The sequence below is a fragment of the Gephyromycinifex aptenodytis genome (genome assembly GCF_012277275.1).
Classification (GTDB): Bacteria; Actinomycetota; Actinomycetes; order Actinomycetales; family Dermatophilaceae; genus Gephyromycinifex; species Gephyromycinifex aptenodytis.
Map to the genome: position 1 here is coordinate 846,059 of NZ_CP051155.1, position 18,171 is coordinate 864,229.

Here is an 18,171-nt window from a genome sequence, read left to right on the forward strand (position 1 = left end):
GGATCACACCAATCCGGGGATGAGAGACACGATCAGGTCGATGAGCTTGATGCCCACGAACGGGGCGATGACCCCGCCCAGCCCGTAGACAAGCAGGTTGCGCCGCAGCAGGGCAGCTGCCGAAAGCGGCCGATAGGCCACGCCACGCAGCGCGAGCGGGATGAGCAGGATGATGATGAGCGCGTTGAAGATGACGGCCGACACCATTGCCGACTGCGGGCTCGACAGGCGCATGATGTTCAGCACGCCCAGGCCCGGGAAGACCCCCATGAACATCGCCGGGATGATCGCGAAGTACTTCGCAACGTCGTTGGCGATGGAGAACGTCGTCAGCGCCCCGCGGGTGATGAGCAGTTGCTTGCCGATGCCGACGATCTCAATGAGTTTCGTCGGGTCGGAATCGAGGTCGACCATGTTTCCGGCCTCCTTCGCGGCGGAGGTGCCGGTGTTCATCGCCACGCCGACGTCGGCCTGAGCGAGTGCGGGAGCGTCGTTGGTGCCGTCCCCGGTCATCGCCACGAGGCGTCCACCGCTCTGTTCGGCCTTGATGAGGGCCATCTTGTCCTCGGGGGTCGCCTCGGCGAGGAAGTCGTCGACTCCGGCTTCGGCCGCGATGGCCTGCGCGGTGAGCCGGTTGTCACCGGTGATCATCACGGTCTTGATGCCCATGCGGCGCAGTTGCTCGAACCGAGCAGCCATTCCCGGTTTGACGACGTCTTTGAGGTGGATGACGGCCACGACCCGGCTGGGTCCGTCGGTTTCCTTCGCTGCGACGACGAGCGGGGTGCCGCCGGAGGCGGAGATCTCATCGACGACCTTGGCGAGGTCGTCCGGGATGCTGCCGCCATGAGCCCGCGTCCAGGCCGAGACTGCGCTGCCGGCGCCCTTGCGCACCGCGCCGCCGTCGGGCAGGTCGACACCGGACATCCGGGTCTGTGCAGTGAACTCGACGAACGTCGCGCCTTGCTCGCGCAGCGCAGCCATCCGCTGCGGCGCGTCCTGCCCATCGTCCAGGTCCAGCTCGCGCACGAGTTCGATGATCGAGCGGCCCTCGGGCGTCTCGTCGGCAAGGGAGGAGGTGTAGGCGGCCACGGCGGCTTGTTTCTGCGTCGCCTCACCGATAGAGATGATCGCGCTGGCGCGTCGGTTACCGAACGTGATCGTGCCGGTCTTGTCCAGCAGCAGCGTCGAGACGTCCCCGGCTGCCTCGACTGCTCGCCCGGACTTGGCCAGAACGTTGCGCTGCACGAGACGGTCCATCCCGGCAATACCGATGGCCGAGAGCAAGGCGCCGATCGTCGTGGGGATGAGGCACACGAGCAGCGCAACGAGGGTGATGACCGACTGCGGTGCGCCCGAGTAGGCGGCCATCGGCGCGATCGCCATGACGGCCAACAGGAAGATGATCGTCAGGGTGACCAGCAGGATCGACAAGGCGATTTCGTTGGGGGTCTTCTGACGCGCGGCGCCTTCGACCAGGGCGATCATCCGGTCGATGAAGCTCTCACCGGGTTTGGTCGTGATGCGCACGACGATGCGGTCGGACAACACCGTCGTCCCACCGGTGACAGCGCACCGGTCGCCGCCGGATTCGCGGATGACCGGGGCGGATTCACCGGTGATGGCCGACTCGTCGACGGTCGCCACCCCTTCGACGACGTCACCGTCGCCGGGAATCACGGCAAACGGGCCGTTCGCCTCGACGACGACCAGGTCACCGATGCTCAGGCTCGCCCCGGGTACCTCCTCGCAGGTGCCGTCGGCGCGCTGTCGCAAGGCCATGGTGTCGGTCTTGGTGGCTCGCAGGGTGGCGGCCTGGGCCTTGCCTCGGCCTTCGGCGACGGCCTCGGCCAGGTTGGCGAAGATGACGGTGGCCCACAGCCACACCGTGATCGTCACCGAGAACACCGAGGGGTGCAGCAGAGCCAGCACCGTGGTCAGCACGGAGCCGACCCACACCACGAAGATCACCGGCGAGGCCACAGTGTGCCGCGGATCGAGCTTGCGTAGCGCGTCCGGAAGCCCGGCCACCGCCAGTTGCGCCAGCGAGGCGCGGGAGGCACCCGGATGGCGGCGCTGACCGCGGTTCTTGTCGAAGATCGCCGTCTGTTCTTCTTCGGCCACGGGGGCGGCGGCGAGGTTGTCGGTGGAGAGCTTCGACATCACAGGGTCGCCTCCGCGATCGGGCCCAGAGCCAGGGCGGGGAAGAACGTCAGGCCGGCGACGATGAGCGCGACCCCGACGAGCAGGACGGTGAACAACGGGGTGTGGGTGGGCATCGTGCCGTCGGTGACCGCGCGGCGCGGTTGGGCGGCCAGGGAGCCGGCCAGCGCCAGTGCCAGCACGATGGGCACGAACCGGCCCAACCACATGCAGGCGGCCAGGGTCAGGTTGAACCAGGGGGTATCGGCGCCCAGCCCGGCGAAGGCGCTGCCGTTGTTGTTCGAGGCGCTGGTGTAGGCGTACATCATCTCGGTCAAGCCGTGCGGGCCGGAATTGGCCAGGGCAGCTCGGGCGCTGGGCATGGCGATGGACACGGCAGTCCCGGCCAGCACCAGGGTCGGCATCGTCAGGATGAACAGGGCCGCCGAGGTGATCTCGGCGCGGCCGATCTGCTTGCCCAGCAGTTCCGGGGTGCGACCCACCATCAGCCCGGCGATGAAAACCGTGATGATCGCGACGACCAGCGCGCTGTACAGGCCGGTGCCGACGCCACCGGGTGAGATCTCGCCCAGCAGCATGTTCGTCATGAGCATGCCGCCCCCCAGCGGCGAAAACGAGTCGTGCATCGCGTCGACGGCTCCGGTGGAGGTGCCGGTGGTCGCGGTACCGAAGAGCACCGAACCGCCGATACCGAACCGCAGCTCCTTACCCTCCAGGGCTCCCTGCGCGGTTCGAGCCAGCGCGCTCTCGGCGCCTAGGCAGGCAGCCCAGGAGCCGAGGAAGAGGGTGGCCATCAGGCCGAGTACGGCCCGGCCTTGGCGGCGGTCGCCGACCATCGCGCCGTAGGTGCGTGGCAACGCGAACGGGATGATGAGAACGAGCAGGATCTCCAGCACGTTCGTCACCGGGTTCGGGTTTTCGAACGGGTGGGCAGAGTTGGCGTTGAAGAATCCGCCACCGTTGGTGCCGAGCAGTTTGATCGCCTCTTGGGAGGCCACCGGTCCGCCCTGGATCACCTGGGTGCCGCCGGCGAGGGTCGTCACACTCGTGGGCCCGGCCAGATTCTGGATCACACCACCGAACAGCAACAGCAGCGCGCCGAGGAAAGCAATCGGCAGCAACACGCGCAACGTGCCGCGCACCAGGTCGACCCAGAAGTTGCCGATGCGGTCGCTACCGGAACGTGCGATACCTCGAACCAGAGCGATCGCAACCGCCAGCCCGACCGCCGCGGAGACGAAGTTCTGCACGGTCAGGCCGAGCATCTGCGCCAGGTGCGTCGCACCGCTCTCACCGCCGTAGCTCTGCCAGTTCGTGTTCGTCACGAACGAGACGGCGGTGTTCAGCGCGGTGTCCACGCCTTGGCCTTGTCTGCCGACGCTCAGCGGCAGATGGGTCTGAACCAGCAGGAGTGTCCACAGGCCGAGCACGCACGCCACAGAGAAGGCGAGAACGGCCCCGGCGTAGGTGCTCCAGCGCTGTTCACCCTCTGGGTCGATGCCGCACACGCGGTAGATCCAACGCTCGGCCCGAGTGTGATGCTCGGAGGTGAAGACACGGGCCAGGTACTCCCCCAGCGGAACATGGGTCAGCCCGAGGATGACGGCGACGGCCAGCATCGTCGTCACGGCGGAGGAGAGTTCGCTCATCAGAACCGCTCCGGTCGCACGAGTGCGTACGCGAGGTAGGCAAGCAGGCCGAGGGCGATGATCCCGGCAATCAACTGTTCGATCACGACTCAGTGATAGCCCCAGCGCGGCGTCGCTCCAGCGGCGTTGACAGGGCGTTGACGGGCCTTGACGCCGTCTTGACGCCGGGACCTGCGGCAGCCGCCACCGGCCTGCCTGGCCCTGTCCGTCACCGCGGGTCGGGAGACACGTATCGACCCCGGCGTGGACGCGCCTAGTGCTCTCGCGCCAAGATGCCAGGCATGACGACGTTGCCTTCCTCTCTACCGAAGCTGTCCGACCCTGATGTGAAACGCACCTACGGGGTTGACTGCAGCATCGGCGCCACCGCCCCGGAGGAGTTCGAGGTGGTTCGGGCGCGAGACCGCGACGATGTCGTGGAGGTCATGCGGTTCGCGGCGGCGACCGGGACCCCGGTGGTCCCGCAGGGCGCCCGGACGGGACTGAACGGGGCGTGTGTCCCCGGCGAGGGCGCGATCGTGCTCAACACCGAGGCGTTGCGCGGCATCGAGCTCATCGACCCCGTGGACGGCATCGCTGTGGCCGGACCGGGCATCGTCACCGATGAGTTCAAGAAGGTGGTGCGAGCCGAGGGCATGTTCTACCCGCCGGACCCGGCATCTTCGGCGACGAGCACCTTGGGCGGCAACGTCGCGACCAACGCGGGCGGGTTGTGTTGCGTGAAGTACGGCGTGACGGCCGACTACATCCGCGGACTGGAGGTGGTTCTGCCCGGCGGGGAGGTAGTGAACACCGGTCGGCGCACCGCCAAGAGTTCTGCCGGTCTGGACCTGACAGGTCTGTTCTTGGCCTCCGAAGGCACCCTGGGCGTTATCACCCAGGTCGTCACCAAGCTCATCCCCGCCCCGGACGACGCCCTGACGGCGCTGGCGACGTTCAGCGACCTGGCGGCTGCCGCGCAGGCGATCGTCGCGCTGCGACGGGACCCGAACCCGCCGTGCCTGTTGGAGTTCCTGGACGCGCCGAGCATCGAAGCGGTGCAGGCGCTGGCCGATTACGGCTTCCCGACCGGCTGCGAGGCGGCTCTGCTCGTGCAAGCGGATCGCCCCGGCCACGTGGCCGAGGACACCCAACGCTACGCGGGCGTGATGGAGTCTTTCGGGGCTGATGAGATCGCGGTGGCCGACGACGCGATGGAGGCCGACGCGTTGCTGGCGGGGCGCCGGGCGTTGAACACCGCGTTGGAGGCCAAGGGGCCCAACCTCATCGAGGACATGTGCGTGCCGATCCGGCAGCTACCAACAATCGTGTTGCAGGGCCGCGAGATCGGCGCCAGACACGGTCTCCAGGTCTCGATGTCCGGACACGGCGGCGACGGCAACCTGCACCCCTCGATTTTCTTCGACCCCACCAGTGCCGACTCCACTGCGGCCGCCCACGCCGCGTTCTCCGACATGGTCGACCTCACGCTGCGGCTGGGCGGCACGATCTCCGGTGAGCATGGGATCGGAACCTTCAAGGCGCCTTACCTGCGACGTCAGGTGGGCCAGGCCGGGCTAGAGCGGATGCTGGCGATCAGGGCCGTGTTCGACCCGCAGGGCTTGATGAACCCGGGGAAGACCTACACCTACCCCGCCCTGTAGAAACCCCAGCCCGGCGCGGCTGCGCGGTGACCGGCCCCGCTCGCTCGGGCGGGCTCGGCGCCGCTGCGCTCACGCCTGGCTGCCGTCGCTCGGGCTCGCAGCCAGCTCGTGCTGCGGCCTGCTTTCGGACACCGCGACCATGTCACCGAGCTGCTCGCCCAGTCTGGGACAATGGCGGGCATGAGTGACCTCTCCCAGCCGCAGCCCGCCGCGACGATCCCCGACAAGCCCACGGTCGATGGCTTGGAGGACAAGTGGGCTCCGGTATGGGAGCAGCAAGGCATCTACCGCTTCGACCGGGCCCGGGCGCTGGACCTGCCGCGCGAGCAGGTGTACGCCATCGACACCCCGCCGCCCACCGCCAGCGGTTCACTGCACGTCGGGCACGTCTTCAGCTACACCCACACCGACGCTCTGGCCCGCTACCACCGGATGTGCGGCCGCGAGGTGTTCTACCCGATGGGTTGGGACGACAACGGTCTGCCGACCGAGAAGCGGGTGCAGAACTTCTACGGTGTGCGCGGTGACGCGAGCCTGCCGTACGTGCCTGACTACCAGCCGAAATATCACGGTGACATGACGGCCAAGGACGTCAAGGACGCCTCCAAGCAGGAGAAGATCAGTCGGGCCAACTTCATCGAGCTGTGTGACGAGCGCACGGTCGAGGACGAGAAGGCCTTCGAGGCGCTGTGGCGCCGGTTGGGCCTCTCGGTCGACTGGGACATCACCTATCGGACGATCGGAGACCGCTCCCGGGCGGTCAGTCAGCAGGCGTTCCTGGAACACCTCGCTGCCGGGAATGCCTACCAGTCCCAGGCCCCTGGTCTGTGGGACGTCACCTACCAGACCGCGGTCGCCCAGGCCGAACTCGAAGCCCGTGACTACCCCGGCCACTACCACCGGGTTGCTTTCCACGCCGCCGACAGCGGCGAGCCCATCTATATCGAGACCACCCGGCCCGAGCTGCTGCCGGCGTGCGTCGCGCTGATCGCGCACCCGGACGACGAGCGCTACCAGCCGCTGTTCGGCACCAAGGTCACCAGCCCGGTGTTCGGGGTGGAGTTGCCGGTGCTGGCCCACCCTGACGCCGAGATGGACAAGGGTGCCGGTATCGCCATGTGCTGCACCTTCGGTGACCTCACCGACGTCACCTGGTGGCGCGAACTGGAACTGCCCACCCGTTCCCTCATCGCCCGCAACGGCCGCATGATCGCCGAGACCCCCACCTGGCTCAGCGGCGCCGGGGCCGACTTCTACGCCGAGCACGTCGCGGGCGCAACGACCTTCAAGGCTCGTTCGGCAATCGTGGACGCCCTGCGGGCCAGCGGCGACCTCGATGGCGAACCCAAGCCCACCCAGCGCAAGGCGAACTTCTACGAGCGCGGCGACAAACCGCTGGAGATCGTCACCAGTCGCCAGTGGTACATCCGCAACGGCGGGCGCGACGGGCAACTGCGCGAGGCCCTCATCGAACGCGGCAAGCAGATCGCCTTCCACCCTGAGTTCATGCGGGTCCGGTACGAGAACTGGGTCGGCGGGCTCAACGGCGACTGGCTCGTCAGCCGTCAACGATTCTTCGGCATCCCGATCCCACTGTGGTACCCGATCGATGACAGCGGCGAGATCGTGCACGACTCCCCCATCGTGCCCGCGACGCAGACGCTGCCGGTGGACCCCTCAGCCGATGTCCCCGCTGGGTACACAGCCGAACAGCGCGGCATGCCGGGCGGTTTCATCGGCGACCCGGACGTGATGGACACCTGGGCGACGTCCTCGCTGACCCCGCAGATCACGACCGGTTGGGGCACCCACGGCGGCGATGATGAGCTGTTCGCCAAGATCTTCCCGATGGACGTGCGCCCGCAGGGGCAGGACATCATCCGTACCTGGCTGTTCTCCACCGTGGTGCGGGCCCACCACCTGCAGGACTGCCCGCCGTGGAAGCACGCGGCGATCAGCGGGTGGATCCTGGATCCGGACCGCAAGAAGATGTCGAAGTCCAAGGGCAACGCGGAGACCCCGGAGGGCATGCTGCAGCAGCACGGCTCGGACGCGGTGCGGTACTGGGCGTGCTCGGCCCGGTTGGGCACCGATGCGGCGTTCGACACCGGCCAGATGAAGGTCGGCCGCCGGTTGGCGATGAAGATCGTCAACGCGAGCAAGTTCGTTCTCGGGTTCGCGCCTTCGCAGGATGGGCACGAGGATCTGCTGGCGCAGGTGACCTCTGCGCTGGACTTGGCGATGCTCGCTTCGTTGGCGCAGGTGGTGCAACAGGCGGGTACATCGTTCGAGAAGTACGACCACACTCGGGCGCTTGAGGTGAGCGAGACGTTCTTCTGGACGTTCTGCGACGACTACCTGGAACTGGTCAAGGCCCGCGCGTACGGCCAGGAGGGTGCGCAGCCGTCGTCGGAGACGAGCAGCGCCCGCGCTGCTCTGCGGCTGGCGCTGGATGTGTTGCTGCGCCTGTTCGCACCGGTGCTCCCGTACGCGACCGAAGAGGTGTGGAGCTGGTGGCGCACCGGGTCGGTGCACCGCGCGTCCTGGCCGGTTGCCCAGGAGTGTTCGCCGGCGCAGGGCGGCGACGCGACGATGCTGGCTGCGGTCGGTGCGGCGTTGGGCGGTGTGCGCCGGGCCAAGTCAGACGCGAAGGTCGGCATGCGGGCCACCGTGTCCAGCGTGACCATCGCGGGCCCCGAGGCTGCCATCGCCGCGATCCGAGCGGCTGAACCGGACCTGCGAGCGGCCGGCCGTATCGAGGGTGACATCACGTACGCGACCGCCGACTACATCGAGGTCCGCGACGCGCAGCTGATCCCGCCACCGCCGAAAAACTGAGTCGCTGTCCCCACAGTCAGCAGCTGAGCACTTTTCGCACGTGAGCCCGGGGGCTGGCCGAAGCGGTCAGCCCCCGCCCGTGGCGTCCACGCAAGACAGCTACTCCGCCTCAGGGACGAGCGCGAACCAGGGCACGTTCCACCCGGCCAACGCAAGCCTGTCATCGACAACAACATCGATGCTGGGGTTCAGCACCGCCCCGCGGGCCGGTTCATAGATCAACCGCTCGCCGCCACTAGCGAAGACAAGCGTCACGTGTCGCGGCAACCACCGGTCCCCCACGTAGAGCAAGGCCGGAGCCTGCGGCGCCACCGAATCCATCACTGAACTCAACGCGGCTGCGCGGGCCGGAGGTGAACCCGCCCGCACGAGACGAAAGACATAAGGGCGTCCGGTCCCCCGTTCGAGCTCCGCCCAGGCACCCCACGGGGACGTCCCGAAGAAGCGAGGCCACGGCGCGTCATACGCCAGGCACCGACCCCGCACCGCCAAGGCATTCGTGCGCGCCATCACGTCCCGCTCGTGCGCCGCAAAAGCCGCCGCCCCGCCACCGATCACGCGCTGCGCAAACCCCGGGTCGGCAAGCATCCGGGCAACGACAAGGCACGCCGCACCGCAACTGATTGCACTCTGCTGACGCGGCCCTGCCCCACCTGCCTCAAGCTGGAACCGCATCCACTCAGGCCGACTCGCGACGCTCCGAACGCTTACCGCGACGCGACGTCCCAGCCCCGCCGTGACGCACCACGGTGGGGGTCACGCGGTCGACCACAACCTCGCGGGTGACTACGACGCGCGCGATGTCCTCGTCGCTTGGCACATCGAACATCACCGGCTGCAAAACCTCTTCCATGATGGCCCGCAGCCCGCGCGCACCTGTACCGCGCTCCAACGCCTGCTCCGCGATCGCCTCAACCGCGCCGTCGGTGAGTTCTAGCTCGACGCCGTCGATCTCGAACATTTTCTTGTACTGCTTGACCAGGGCGTTGCGCGGCTCGACCAGGATCCGCACCAACGCCTCGCGGTCCAACGGCGCCACGGTGGTGATGACGGGCAGCCGGCCGATGAACTCCGGGATCAACCCGAACTTCATCAGGTCCTCGGGCATGACGTCCGCGAAGTACTCATCCGGCTTCTTCGCTGTCTTCAACGCTGCGCCGAAGCCCAGACCTGTCTGGCCGGCGCGCGACTCGATGATCTTCTCCAGCCCGGCGAACGCACCACCGACGATGAACAGGACGTTCGTCGTGTCGATCTGGATGAACTCCTGATGGGGGTGTTTGCGTCCGCCCTGCGGGGGCACCGAGGCTGTGGTGCCCTCCAGGATCTTCAGCAGCGCCTGCTGAACGCCCTCCCCGGAGACGTCACGGGTGATGGAGGGGTTCTCGCTCTTGCGCGCGACCTTGTCGACCTCATCGATGTAGATGATGCCGGTCTCGGCCTTCTTGACGTCATAGTCAGCGGCCTGGATAAGCTTGAGCAGGATGTTCTCGACGTCCTCCCCGACATAGCCAGCCTCGGTCAACGCCGTGGCGTCAGCGATGGCGAACGGCACGTTGAGCATCTTGGCCAAGGTCTGGGCGAGGTAGGTCTTACCGCAGCCGGTGGGACCGATGAGCAAGATGTTCGACTTTGCGATCTCGACCTGCTCGTCGCCCTTCTTGATGCCCTCGCCGGCCTGGATGCGCTTGTAGTGGTTGTACACCGCAACCGCCAGCGACTTCTTGGCGCCGTCCTGGCCGATGACGAACTGCTGCAGGAAGTCGTAGATGTCGCGGGGCTTGGGTAGCTCTTCCAGCCCCAGTTCGCTGGCCCCGGCGAGCTCTTCCTCGATGATCTCGTTACAGAGATCGATGCACTCATCGCAGATGTAGACGCCAGGGCCGGCGATGAGCTTCTTGACCTGCTTCTGACTCTTGCCGCAGAAAGAGCACTTGAGTAGGTCTCCCCCATCACCGATACGTGCCACGCGTCCTCCCTCATGGTCTGCGTTCTCCGCTGTGCCTAGGCGACGCTACCGCCCCCACATCCACACTCGCTCCATTGAAGCGCGGTGTCGGGCGACCGGCACCCCGTTCCGCTGAGGGCGGACAGAGACAAGCGCCCCCTTTGAACTCATCGGCGGGGGCGCTGCTCAGGCAAGGACGACTCAGATAGAGATCGCCCCATTCATGAATCCGAGCACGGCGAACACCGAGCCGAGCACGATCAACGCTGCGACCAGGTACTCGGCCCCGCGCAGCACCGGACGGCCCCTCTCGATCCGGGCCCAGGCGTAGAAGAGGCCCCCCACCAGGTAGAACAGGCAGCCGATCAGCACGTAGGCCAACCCGGCCGCGTACACCAACCAGGCTGCGTAGATCAGTGCCAGGATGCCTACGACCAGGTCCTTGGTCGTCAGTTGCTCGCCGGTGCCGCGATCACAGATGGCAGTCAGCACCTGGTAGGCGGCCGCCAGCAGATAAGGCAGCAGCACCAGGGCCGAGGCCAAGTAGATGAGGCTGGTGTAGGTGCCTTCGTTCACCAGGGTCCACAGCAGCATCCCTTGGATGCACGCCGAGGTGGCCAACACCGCTCCGACGGGGGCGCCGCGGCGGTTCTCCTTGCCCATCCAAGCCGGCATGACGCCGTCTTTGGCCGGACGCAGCAGAATCTCGGCGCACAACAGCGTCCAACTCAGCAGGGCACCAAGCACCGAGACGATGAGCCCGATCGAGATCAGGAGACCACTCCAGCCACCCACCACAGACTGCAGAACCCCCGCCATCGACGGCTCGGCGAGGCCGGCGAGATCCGCCTGCGCCATGACGCCGTAGGAAACCAGGTTGACGAAGACGAGCAAGGCCAACACGGCGAGGAACCCCAGCACCGTCGCGCGACCGACATCGGAGCGCTTGGCTGCCCGCTTGGAGAAGATGCTCGCGCCCTCGATGCCGATGAAAACCCAGACGGTGACGAGCATGGTGCCCTTGATCTGGTCCATCGTCGAGCCCAGGCTGGCCCCTTCGATCCGGGTCATCCGACCCCAGAAGTCGGCCGTGAACACCTCAAGCTTGAAGGCGATCGCGGTCAGAACGACGAATAGCACGATCGGGACGATCTTGGCGACGGTGACGACCGCATTCAGCAGCGCCGCCTCTCGCACTCCCCGCAGCACCAGTGCGGTGTAAGCCCACAACAGCACCGACCCGCACAGGATGGCCAGCGGGGTGGTGCCCTCGCCGAACTGGGGGAAGAAGAAACCCAGCGTGCCGAACAGGAGGACGAAGTAGGCGACGTTGCCCACCCAGGCACTGACCCAATAGCCCCACGCGGAGGAGAACCCGACGACGTTGCCGAAGCCGGCGCGGGCGTAACCGTAGACGCCACCGTCGATCATGGGCCGCTTGGTGGCCAGCGTTTGGAAGACGAAGGCCAGCATGAGCATGCCGACGCCGGTGATCAGCCAACCGATCAGGACAGGACCCGGTGCCGCCACAGCGCCCATCTGGGCGGGCAGGGAGAAGATGCCGCCCCCGATCATCGAACCCACGACCAAAGCCGTCAGGGCAGCAAATGGCAGACCCGCCCCCGGTCCTTGGTCTGGATCAGAGGACGCAGATCGGGCGTGACGCGCTGCAGTAGGCATCAAGGTCACCTCCATAGGGGCCCGGTAAGGCCCAAGGCTTTACAGGATGCCTGCTGAAGCGCCGAATAATCGCCCATTTTGGAAGAAAAGGGCGCGAATCACTACGTCTTTGTCTGCGACGGGTGGGGGTGCACGTAGCCGGCCACACCTTTGCCGCGTGCGGTCTGGCAGCGAAACGAACGGGCCGGAACGTCTGGATAGACGTTCCGGCCCGTTTTCTGCAGCGTCGTACTGGCGCTCAGTCCTGTCGCGAGGCCTTGCGGCTCTCGAGTACCTCGTCGATGAGGCCGTACTCCTTGGCCTCGGCCGCCGAGAGAATCTTGTCGCGCTCGATGTCTTCGTTGACCTGCTCGGGGGCACGCCCGGAGTGCATTCCCAGCGTCTCCTCCAACCAGGTGCGCATTCTGAACACTTCGTTGGCCTGAATCTCGATGTCGCTGGCCTGACCGTAGTCACCACCGGCAAGTGCCGGCTGGTGGATCAGCACGCGGCTGTTCGGCAAGGCGTAGCGCTTACCGGGGGCACCGGCGGCAAGCAGCACTGCCGCTGCAGAAGCAGCCTGCCCGACGACGAAGGTCTGAACGTCGGGTCGGATGAACTGCATCGTGTCGTAGATCGCCGTCATGGCCGTGAACGAGCCACCCGGGGAGTTGATGTACATGACGATGTCCCGGTCAGGGTCCTGACTCTCCAGAACGATGAGCTGGGCGATGATGTCGTCCGCCGAAGCGTCGTCCACCTGGCAGCCGAGGAAGATGATGCGGTCCTCGAACATTTTGGTGTACGGATCGGTGCGCTTCATGCCGTAGGAGGTGCGCTCCTCGAACTGCGGCAAGATGTAGCGGCTGGACGGGCTGGGGACGGCGATGCGCGGCGCCGGAGTGATGTTCATATAAGACTCCAAGTCTGCGATGGGGATCAAGCCTGCGTGCCGCCGGCGCCGGGGGTGTCACTCGCCTGCGTGAACACGTGGTCGACGAACCCGTACTCCTTGGCCTCCTGCGCGCTGAACCAGCGGTCGCGATCGGAGTCCTTAGTGATCTGTTCGACGCTCTGACCAGTGTGCTCCGCGATGAGCTCAGCCATCTGACGCTTGATGAACAGCATCTGCTCGGCCTGGATCTTGATGTCCGTGGCGGTGCCGCCGATGCCACCCAGCGGCTGGTGCATGAGGATGCGACTGTGTGGCGTTGCGTAACGCTTGCCCTTGGCGCCTGCGGACAGCAGGAACTGGCCCATGCTGGCGGCCATACCCATGGCGACCGTGCAGACGTCGTTGGGGACCCAGTTCATCGTGTCGTAGATCGCCATACCCGCAGAGATCGAGCCACCCGGGGAGTTGATGTACAACCAGATGTCGCGCTCGGGATCCTCAGCAGACAGCAGAAGCAGCTGCGCGCAGATGGCGTTCGCGTTGTCGTCGCGAACATCCGATCCGAGGAAGATGATGCGCTCCTTGAGGAGCCGGTTGTAAATGTGGTCGTCGAGCCCGCCCTTGGGGCCGGGTTCGGCGGCGACGATGTCGCTGCTGTGGCTCACGCTTTCTCCATCTCTGCCATCATGCTCGGCACGTTCGGTGATGCTCGTCGTGGTTCTTGCCGGACCGTCCTGGCCTACATCCACATCGTCCCTAACGCCGTGAAGCTGCGGGACCATCCCATTGTTCGCCCACGGCGGACGGGGCGAGCTGGGACCCACCCTGAGACATCGGGCGAAACGCCACTGAGGGCTGGACTTTGGAACACCTCGAACCTGCCAGCCGGGCAGGCCAGGCAGTGCTCGGGGTCCGAAGTCCAGCCCTCAGGGTCGTTGTCCTCTGTGTCGCTTTACTTCTCGTCGCTCTCGGCCTCGACCGCACCGTCCGCGACCGGCGCGGACTCTTCCTCGGCCTCGGCGCCGGCCTGGTCGCCGTCCGACTCATCCTCGTCCGAGCCGTCCACGGCGGCGCTCAGGTCCACAACCTCACCGTTGGTGTCGGTGACCTTGGCCTGTTCCATGACCGATGCCAGCGCCTTGCGGCGGGCGACTTCGCTGGCCATGGCCGGGATCTGGTCACCTTCCTGCATCGCCTGTGCCAGCTGTCCGGGCTCCATGCCGTACTGCTGGGCGGTCATGATGAGGTACTCGATGAGCTCCTGCTGGCCGACCTGCACTTCGGTCTTCTCGGCGATCTCGTCGAGAAGGAGCTGGCTGCGCAGCGCCTTGCGAACGTTCTCTTCGACCTCGGTGCGGTGCGCCTCGTCGTCCTGGTCATCGTGCTGACCGTTCTCGAAGTGCGCCTGAATCTCGGCTTCGACCGCAGACTCCGGCAGCGCGATCTCGACCGTGTCCAGCAGGTGCTCGAGGATCTTGTCGCGCGCTGCGATGCCCTGCTCGAAGGACTTGGCCTGCTTGGCTTGCTCACGCAGCGAAGCGGTGAGCTCCTCCAGCGTGTCGAACTCCGAAGCCATCTGGGCGAAGTCATCGTCCAGCTCGGGGAGTTCGCGCTCCTTCAGCGCCGTCAAAGTGACGGTGATCTCGGCTTCCTGGCCCTCGTGCTCGCCACCGGCAAGGGGGGCGTTGAAAGTCTTGGATTCGCCCTCGCTCATCCCGATCAGGGCGTCGTCGAGGCCTTCGACCATGGTGCGGGTGCCGATCTCGTAGGAGACGCCGCTGACCGCGTCGATCTCCTCGCCGTTGATCTCACCGCGGATATCGATCGTGGTGAAGTCACCCTCTGCGCCGGGGCGCTCCACACCGACGAGGGTGCCGAAGCGTTTACGCAGCTCCTCGAGGCGGTTGTTGGTCTCTTCCTCCAGGCCGCTGTCGTCAACGGGGTCGACGACGACCTCGATGCTGGAGAAGTCGGGAAGCTCGATGGTGGGCCGCACATCGAGTTCTGCGGTGAACACCAGCTGCTCACCCTCGCCCGTGGGCAACTCGGTCAGGTCGACCTCGGGCTGCCCCATGGGGCGAACCTCGTTCTCGGCCAGGGCTTGCCCGTAGAGGTTGGGCAACGCTTCGTTGACGGCCTCCTGCAGGACAGCCCCCTTGCCGACGCGCTGCTCGATCAGACGGGCGGGGACCTTGCCGGGGCGGAAGCCAGGCACAGAAATCTGTGCACCGATCGACTTGTAGGCCGCATCGACGCTTGGCTTGAGCTCCTCGTAGGGGACCTCAACGGTCATCTTGACCCGGGTCGGAGAAAGGGTCTCGACGGAACTCTTCACTGCGCGCACTCCAGCTGTCGGCGACGGATGTTCGGTGTTCGTCTTGCTCGACTCCCCCGCGCCAGGTACGGCACGGCGGATCGTCGTTCAATGCTACCGGTCTGGTAGACACAGTCGGAATTTCAACTGTGTCACCGCCGATCGGTCGGGCTGACAGGATTTGAACCTGCGACATCGTGCTCCCAAAGCACGCGCGCTACCAAGCTGCGCCACAGCCCGTGAACGCCCCATGTTAACCCGGTTGTGACACTCTGCCGATCGCACCCCCCGTAAAGACCGGCGATTCGTAACGTTCTGGATGGCCGATTCGAAGGTGGGGCGTCCGAGCGGTATGCTGCTGCGCGCGGGTAACCGCATGCGGGTGTAGCTCAATGGTAGAGCCCCAGTCTTCCAAACTGGCTACGCGAGTTCGATTCTCGTCACCCGCTCACTTCTTCTCTCGCAAGGCCGCTCCGGTGCCCTACTTCGGTAGTCGTCAACACCGCGGCCGCTCGCTACCTTCGCCGGCCCGTGTCCGAGCGTGCGGCAGCACAACCGGCACCTCATGGCGCGCCCTGCCGGTGTTCGAGCCTCGTAGGCGCGTAGGTGCGGGCGTTCACCCACCTCGCTGCGCGACAAGCCCACGGGGTCTACGGGACATCGAAGGCGCTCGCTCAGGTCAGTAGCCAGACTCCACAGAATGAGTGCGTTTGCGGAGCGTGGGCCCGGTTGCTTGGGCAGCAATGTCACTGCGGACCGCCCGAGCAGCAGGAGATCTCATCGCGGTGGCACACACCGGGCGCTGGCGCAGAACTAGCGGCCTGCTGCGCGGCACCGTGTCCGCGCCGCCGCCCACAGTGAACCGCGGCACGCCCCGGGCAGCCAGGAACGGCAGGGGGCCCCTACCTATGCCACGGTAGGGGCCCCCTTGCACGCTGCCTCAATCAGGACTGGCGGGTCTTCTGAACGTCGTCCTTGGCGTCTTGAGCAGAGCCCTTGACGTCCTGGGCCGCGTTCTGGCCCTTGTCCTTGACATCCTTGGCGACATCCTGGCCCTGGGCCTTGACGTCTTCGACTGCGCCCTGGCCCTCGGCCTTGACGTTCTCGGCCGCGATGGTGGCCGACTCCTTGAGCTCCGCCGCAGCCTCCTGGGCGGGCGCCTTCAGGTTCTCGGCTGCTTCTTTAGCCATCTGCTGGGCGTTCTCGGCCAGCGGCTGAGCCTTCTCCTTGAGCGCGAGCGAAGCCTGCTGCTCACGTTCGGTGGAGGGCAGCAGGGAGCCGAACAGCCAACCGGCGCCCAGGGCGATGAGCCCAGCAGCCAGCGGGTTGCCCTGCGTGCGGCGACGCGCCTGGGTCGGCGCGCCAGCGACAGTGTCCTGGACCTCGGTGAGGCGCCGAGCGGCCTGGTCGCGAACGTCTTCGGCGCGCATCGAGGAGTTGTCACCGTTGTCGGCGACCCGGTCACGGACCTCCTCAGCGGTGCCCATGATGCGTTCCTTGACGCTGTTCACGGCGCCGGTCATCTTCTCGCCCTGGCGGCGAGCCATGTTGCCGGGCTTGACCTGCTCGGAGAGCGCGTCGACGTTGCGGGACAGGTCCCGGCGCGTCTTGTCGATCTCGGCGCGGATCTGGTCGGGGTCTTGGTTGCTCATGCCGTCTCGTTTCCCTTCATCGCGTCCGGGATACGCGAGGCCGAGTCGACCGTCTGCTCCATCCCGATGTCTTTGAACTGCTTCTTGCCCACGATCGCAAGGACCGCGGCGATGATGGCCCACAGGACCGTCACAGCGAGGGCACCCCAGCCGAGGTTGAGCGGCTCGAAAGCGGAGCCGATCCACCAGGCGAGCGCCAACGAGAAGAAGATGAGCACGAGGAGTGCGGCCACGCCCGCCCCGGCGAACATCCCGATGCCCTTGCCGGCCTGCTTGCCCGACTGCGTCGCCTCGGCCTTGGCCAGGGCGATCTCTTGGCGGATCAGCGTAGACATGTCGGCGGTGATGTTGCCCAGACGCTCGCCCAGGCTCATGTCCTCGTCGTATGCAGCCGAGTAGGCGTCCTGGTGGACGCGGTCGCCCGAGCCCGTAGCGGACGTACTCATCGGCGGCCCTCGTTCCCGGCAGTGCCCGGGTAGTCGCCGGCGCCGCCGTACTGCGGGCTCGACTGACCACGAGCTGCCGAGTCGACACCGGTGGTGTCAACCACGCCATCCTGACCCGCGTAGGCGGGCTGGACGTAGCCAGGCTCGGTGTAGGCAGGCTGTACGTGGGTTGCGTCGTAGCCGGCAGCCGGACGCTGCATGCGGGTGTACTCGGTGCCGGAGTAGTTCGGCTCGTCGTCACTGCGTGCATCATCGGCAATGCTGCGGGTCAAGCGACCGGCGACCAGACCGGTGACAGCAGCCACGGCCAAGAAGGTCCCCGGCTTGCGACGGGCGAAGCGCTTGACCTCCTCCAGGAGCTCGGCCGGGCCGCGCTCGTCGAGCCACTGCGAGTACGAATGCAGCTGACCCGAGGCCTGGTGAGCAAGGTCGCTGGCGATGCCGGGGGCCGGCTTTTCGCCCTGCGCCATGCTGGACAGGTCGGAGCTGAGCGTGCGCAGCGTCTCGGTCAGACGCGACTGCTGAGTGCCGAACTGCGTCGACATTTCTTCGCGGGCCTGGGAGAACAGGGCGGCAGCGTGCTGGCCAGCCTCGTCCAGGACCTGCTGGGCTTCGGCCTTGGCCGTGCCGGCAACCTCGGTGGCGCTGCGCTTGGCGGAGTCGGCAACCTGGGCGGCGCCCTCCTTCGCGGTGCCTGCAACCTCGGCTGCGTTCTGCTTGGCGTCATCGGCCACGCCTGCGGCGCGGTCCTTGGCTACGTCCTTGGTTGAGTTCTCATCGTGCTTGGCACCCGTCGACCCGGGCCCGGTCGGGTTCACCGGATTCCCAGTTGCCGCGGTGGCGCCCGCCTGCTCGAATGGTTGCGACATGTGTGCTGTGTCCTCTCCTCATGATGCGTCCAACGCCCGACTTCCTGAGGCAAGCGTTACCTGCTCCAATACCCGTGGGTGCGTAGGCCGAAACA

14 protein-coding genes and 2 tRNA genes are annotated in these 18,171 nt (G+C 66.5%); 3 read left to right on the forward strand and 13 right to left on the reverse strand.

Annotation, left to right across the window (positions count from 1 at the left end):
• Positions 1–3 precede the first annotated feature (3 nt).
• Genes kdpB through kdpF form a run of 3 tightly spaced genes read right to left on the reverse strand, consistent with a single transcriptional unit; the run spans position 4 to position 3,898 of the window.
• A complete protein-coding gene (kdpB, locus tag G9V96_RS03555; protein WP_168581809.1) occupies positions 4–2,163 on the reverse strand; it encodes a potassium-transporting ATPase subunit KdpB in 2,160 nt (719 codons plus the stop codon).
• On the reverse strand, positions 2,163–3,812 hold the full coding sequence (gene kdpA, locus G9V96_RS03560; RefSeq protein WP_168581810.1) for a potassium-transporting ATPase subunit KdpA: 1,650 nt from the start codon (positions 3,810–3,812) through the stop codon (positions 2,163–2,165). The genes kdpB and kdpA overlap by 1 nt, the downstream gene beginning before the upstream one ends.
• Entirely contained in the window at positions 3,812–3,898 is an 87-nt protein-coding gene (gene kdpF, locus G9V96_RS15370; protein WP_168583819.1) for a K(+)-transporting ATPase subunit F, read from the reverse strand. The genes kdpA and kdpF overlap by 1 nt, the downstream gene beginning before the upstream one ends.
• A gap of 195 nt (positions 3,899–4,093) precedes the next feature.
• Between kdpF and G9V96_RS03570 the strand changes: the two genes are divergently transcribed.
• On the forward strand, positions 4,094–5,455 hold the full coding sequence (locus G9V96_RS03570) for an FAD-binding oxidoreductase (protein WP_168581811.1): 1,362 nt from the start codon (positions 4,094–4,096) through the stop codon (positions 5,453–5,455).
• Between the two features lie 180 nt (positions 5,456–5,635).
• Positions 5,636–8,293 (forward strand): valine--tRNA ligase, encoded by a 2,658-nt coding sequence (gene valS / locus G9V96_RS03575; protein WP_168581812.1) that lies wholly within the window; start codon positions 5,636–5,638, stop codon positions 8,291–8,293.
• A 99-nt stretch (positions 8,294–8,392) separates the two neighbouring features.
• Here valS and G9V96_RS03580 read toward each other — a convergent pair whose 3' ends face one another.
• The 7 genes from G9V96_RS03580 to G9V96_RS03610 form a co-directional block, all read right to left on the reverse strand.
• Positions 8,393–8,881 (reverse strand): hypothetical protein, encoded by a 489-nt coding sequence (locus G9V96_RS03580; RefSeq protein WP_168581813.1) that lies wholly within the window; start codon positions 8,879–8,881, stop codon positions 8,393–8,395.
• A gap of 91 nt (positions 8,882–8,972) precedes the next feature.
• On the reverse strand, positions 8,973–10,262 hold the full coding sequence (gene clpX, locus G9V96_RS03585) for an ATP-dependent Clp protease ATP-binding subunit ClpX (protein ID WP_168581814.1): 1,290 nt from the start codon (positions 10,260–10,262) through the stop codon (positions 8,973–8,975).
• A gap of 180 nt (positions 10,263–10,442) precedes the next feature.
• On the reverse strand, positions 10,443–11,921 hold the full coding sequence (arcD, locus tag G9V96_RS03590) for an arginine-ornithine antiporter (RefSeq protein ID WP_168581815.1): 1,479 nt from the start codon (positions 11,919–11,921) through the stop codon (positions 10,443–10,445).
• Between the two features lie 238 nt (positions 11,922–12,159).
• Positions 12,160–12,813 (reverse strand): ATP-dependent Clp protease proteolytic subunit, encoded by a 654-nt coding sequence (locus tag G9V96_RS03595; protein ID WP_168581816.1) that lies wholly within the window; start codon positions 12,811–12,813, stop codon positions 12,160–12,162.
• Positions 12,814–12,839: 26 nt separating this feature from the next.
• The gene (locus tag G9V96_RS03600) at positions 12,840–13,460 is read right to left on the reverse strand and encodes an ATP-dependent Clp protease proteolytic subunit (protein WP_319643826.1); all 621 of its coding nucleotides are present in this window, start codon (positions 13,458–13,460) and stop codon (positions 12,840–12,842) included.
• A 287-nt stretch (positions 13,461–13,747) separates the two neighbouring features.
• On the reverse strand, positions 13,748–15,130 hold the full coding sequence (tig, locus tag G9V96_RS03605; RefSeq protein ID WP_168581817.1) for a trigger factor: 1,383 nt from the start codon (positions 15,128–15,130) through the stop codon (positions 13,748–13,750).
• 145 nt (positions 15,131–15,275) lie between these two features.
• Positions 15,276–15,349, reverse strand: a tRNA-Pro gene (locus tag G9V96_RS03610).
• A 138-nt stretch (positions 15,350–15,487) separates the two neighbouring features.
• Here G9V96_RS03610 and G9V96_RS03615 point away from each other — a divergent pair.
• A tRNA-Gly gene (locus tag G9V96_RS03615) sits at positions 15,488–15,558 on the forward strand.
• Between the two features lie 495 nt (positions 15,559–16,053).
• Here the strand turns inward: G9V96_RS03615 and G9V96_RS03620 are convergent.
• From G9V96_RS03620 to G9V96_RS03630, 3 genes are read right to left on the reverse strand one after another with little or no spacing between them, the layout of a single operon-like run.
• A complete protein-coding gene (locus tag G9V96_RS03620) occupies positions 16,054–16,761 on the reverse strand; it encodes a DUF3618 domain-containing protein (RefSeq protein ID WP_168581818.1) in 708 nt (235 codons plus the stop codon).
• A complete protein-coding gene (locus tag G9V96_RS03625; protein WP_168581819.1) occupies positions 16,758–17,207 on the reverse strand; it encodes a phage holin family protein in 450 nt (149 codons plus the stop codon). Before G9V96_RS03625 ends, G9V96_RS03620 begins: the two co-directional genes overlap by 4 nt.
• On the reverse strand, positions 17,204–18,076 hold the full coding sequence (locus G9V96_RS03630) for a hypothetical protein (RefSeq protein WP_168581820.1): 873 nt from the start codon (positions 18,074–18,076) through the stop codon (positions 17,204–17,206). Before G9V96_RS03630 ends, G9V96_RS03625 begins: the two co-directional genes overlap by 4 nt.
• Between the last annotated feature and the right edge of the window lie 95 nt (positions 18,077–18,171).

What these genes read in the sequence shown, in the direction of transcription:
- kdpB (WP_168581809.1), bottom strand. Translation starts at nt 2,163, where the DNA reads ATGTCGAAGCTCTCCACCGACAACCTCGCCGCCGCCCCCGTGGCCGAA.
- kdpA (WP_168581810.1), bottom strand. Translation starts at nt 3,812, where the DNA reads ATGAGCGAACTCTCCTCCGCCGTGACGACGATGCTGGCCGTCGCCGTC.
- G9V96_RS03570 (WP_168581811.1), top strand. Translation starts at nt 4,094, where the DNA reads ATGACGACGTTGCCTTCCTCTCTACCGAAGCTGTCCGACCCTGATGTG.
- valS (WP_168581812.1), top strand. Translation starts at nt 5,636, where the DNA reads ATGAGTGACCTCTCCCAGCCGCAGCCCGCCGCGACGATCCCCGACAAG.
- G9V96_RS03580 (WP_168581813.1), bottom strand. Translation starts at nt 8,881, where the DNA reads ATGCTTGCCGACCCGGGGTTTGCGCAGCGCGTGATCGGTGGCGGGGCG.
- arcD (WP_168581815.1), bottom strand. Translation starts at nt 11,921, where the DNA reads ATGCCTACTGCAGCGCGTCACGCCCGATCTGCGTCCTCTGATCCAGAC.
- G9V96_RS03595 (WP_168581816.1), bottom strand. Translation starts at nt 12,813, where the DNA reads ATGAACATCACTCCGGCGCCGCGCATCGCCGTCCCCAGCCCGTCCAGC.
- G9V96_RS03620 (WP_168581818.1), bottom strand. Translation starts at nt 16,761, where the DNA reads ATGAGCAACCAAGACCCCGACCAGATCCGCGCCGAGATCGACAAGACG.
- G9V96_RS03625 (WP_168581819.1), bottom strand. Translation starts at nt 17,207, where the DNA reads ATGAGTACGTCCGCTACGGGCTCGGGCGACCGCGTCCACCAGGACGCC.
- G9V96_RS03630 (WP_168581820.1), bottom strand. Translation starts at nt 18,076, where the DNA reads ATGTCGCAACCATTCGAGCAGGCGGGCGCCACCGCGGCAACTGGGAAT.